This window comes from Candidatus Protofrankia californiensis (assembly GCF_900634765.1).
Lineage (GTDB): Bacteria > Actinomycetota > Actinomycetes > Frankiales > Frankiaceae > Protofrankia > Protofrankia californiensis.
Window position 1 is genome coordinate 1 of the sequence record NZ_CAAAFT010000023.1, and the last position, 2,661, is coordinate 2,661.

The 2,661-nt window shown below is 66.3% G+C and carries 3 protein-coding genes; all 3 read left to right on the forward strand.

What is annotated here, in order from left to right; genetic code table 11:
* The coding region (locus DD1DGNOD_RS00920; RefSeq protein WP_131769223.1) for an FHA domain-containing protein at positions 1-182 on the forward strand (182 nt) is incomplete at its 5' end.
* On the forward strand, positions 179-1,630 hold the full coding sequence (locus tag DD1DGNOD_RS00925) for a PP2C family protein-serine/threonine phosphatase (RefSeq protein WP_131769224.1): 1,452 nt from the start codon (positions 179-181) through the stop codon (positions 1,628-1,630). The genes DD1DGNOD_RS00920 and DD1DGNOD_RS00925, both read left to right, overlap by 4 nt.
* Before the next feature lie 10 nt (positions 1,631-1,640).
* Positions 1,641-2,661: FtsW/RodA/SpoVE family cell cycle protein (locus DD1DGNOD_RS00930; RefSeq protein ID WP_241255376.1), on the forward strand; the 1,021-nt coding region annotated here is incomplete at its 3' end.

The window sequence follows — 2,661 nt, forward strand, 5'->3', positions numbered from 1 at the left end:
AGGATGACTTCGCATCCGCGAGACATGCAAGACTCGTCCCCCATGACGGCCAGTGGTTCGTCGAAGATCTGGGCTCGACCAACGGTACTTACCTCGACCGCACGAAAGTGACCAGTCCCATGCCGGTTCCTCTCGGCGCGCCGGTCAGGATCGGAAAAACCGTCCTGGAGCTTCACCGGTGAGCCTTAGGCTTCACTACGCCGTTCGCTCGGACGTCGGCCACGTCCGGGAAGGCAACGAAGATTCCGCCTACGCGGGCGCACGGCTACTGGCCGTAGCCGACGGCATGGGCGGTCACGCTGCCGGGGAGGTCGCATCCTCCACCGTGATCTCCCAACTGGCCAATCTGGACGACGACATCGCCAGCGGCGCGATCCTGGAGGCACTGGCCGACTCGGTGCACCAGGCCAATGCTCAGCTACGCGAGATGTCCATCGAAGACGGATCGCTGGAAGGCATGGGCACCACGGTCACCGCCCTGTTGCTTGCGGGGACTCATCTCGGTGTGCTGCACGTCGGTGACTCCCGGGCATACCTGCTGCGGCACGAGGTCCTCAACCAGGTAACCCACGATCACACACTGGTACAGGATCTCGTCGACCAGGGACGGATCACGGCCGAGCAGGCCAACACGCATCCACAACGGTCGTTACTGATGCGTGCTCTGGACGGCCGCGACGTCGAACCGGACCTGTCCATCCGGGAGGCGGTCCCCGACGACCGCTACCTGCTGTGTACCGACGGGCTGTCCGGGGTCGTGACCGAGATCACCATCCACGAGGCGCTGCTGCTGCCGACCCCGCAGGAAGCCGTTGACCGGCTGGTCGAACTCGCGCTCAAGGGCGGCGGCCCGGACAACATCACCGTCGTTGTCGCCGATGTCGTGGACTCCGACGTCGGCGACGACGACCGTCCGCTGGTGGCTGGCGCCGCGGCGGAGAAGGAGATCGTGCCGGGGGCCGCGTCCGCGCGTACCGGTCCGAACCCCCGGTACGGTGACCAGCAGGACTCGCCGGCTGCCAAGGGTGCGCGGATCGGCCGGCACGGTCTCGCGCTGCGCAACCAGGACCCCGACGACCTGGTCGACGAGGAGTCATCAGCACCCGCCCGGCGATCGCCGCCCCGGCCGGCGTTCATCATCCTGTTCACAGTGATCGTCTTGACCGTCGCGACCGCCTGGGGCTGGTTCTACATCCACAGCCGGTACTACGTCGCTGTTGACGACCACCAGGTTGCGATCTTCGAAGGTGTCGAGGGAAGTATCGCCGGGATATCCCTGCACCGGCTCAAGAAGCATGCTATGCCGCTGAACGAGCTCAACGATGATGGGCGCCAGCGGGTGGCGGAAGGCTACTCGGCCAACAGCCTCACAGAGGCTCAGGAGTATGTCGACCGGCTGCGAGAGAAGTTCTTGGACGCCGCGAGCCCGACCCAGTCCATCACGACACCGACGGCGGCACCGGCGCCACTGACGGCGACGGCGACGGCGGGCGCAGGCTCCGTCGAGGAAACGACCACCGGGGACACCCAGAACACCCTGGGCGGTGTTGCCACCACGCCACCGCCCTGCGCCACCACCCCGGTCCCGAACTGCGTCCCGTCGCTCCCGTCAGTCTCGACGCCTGGATGACGCCCACAGGATGACTGTTCTCCCCCCGCTTCGCGGCAAGGCGGTCGACCTCACGGGAACCTTCGCCCGGTTCCCGGTACCGGCCGGTGTCGATCTGCCGCCGTACCGTCGGCGGGAACTCTCGCTGCTGTTGTTCGCCGGCCTGCTCGCCACCGCCGCCCTGGCAGCCGTTGTACTCGCCATCGACGGGAACATCACCCTGTCGGTGTTCGCCTACGGCCTGGGCTTCAGCGCGCTGTGGGGGATGGCGCACCTCGCGGTACGCCGGTTCGCCCCGGCCGCCGACCCGATACTGCTGCCGCTGGTTGCGGCCCTCAACGGCCTCGGCCTCGTCATGATCTATCGGTTGGACCTGGCCAAGATAAACGCTGCCGAGAAAGCCGGCAAGAAGATCCCACCCGGCGTCGCCCCATTGCAGATGGTGTGGACGCTGCTCGCGCTCGTTGTCTTCGTCCTGGTACTGGCGATCATCCGTGACCACAAGGAGCTGTCGCGCTACGCCTACACGGCGGGATTGATCGGCCTGGTCTTCCTGCTGCTGCCCGCGATGCCGCTGGTCGGCGCAACCATCAACGGCGCCCGGCTGTGGCTGCGGGTCGGCCCGTTCACCTTCCAGCCCAGCGAGATCTCGAAGATCATTCTTATGATCTTCTTCGCCGGCTACCTGGTGAACAAGCGTGAGGTCCTCTCCGTGGTCTCCCGGTCCTTCCTCGGGATGCACTTCCCGCGCGCCCGGGACCTCGGGCCGGTTCTCGTCGCCTGGCTCGCCAGCCTCGGCGTCCTCATCATCGAGAAGGACCTCGGTTCGTCACTGCTCTTCTTCGGCATGTTCCTGGTGATCCTCTATGTCGCGACCGAACGGGCGTCCTGGGTCGTCATCGGGCTCGGCCTGTTCTCGCTCGGCGCGGTGATCTCCTATCAGCTGTTCGGGCATGTCCAGGTCCGGGTGGACGGCTGGTTACACGCATTCGACGGCGACAACCCCACGAGCACCTCGTTCCAGCTGGTGCAGGGTCTGTTCGGGTTCGCGG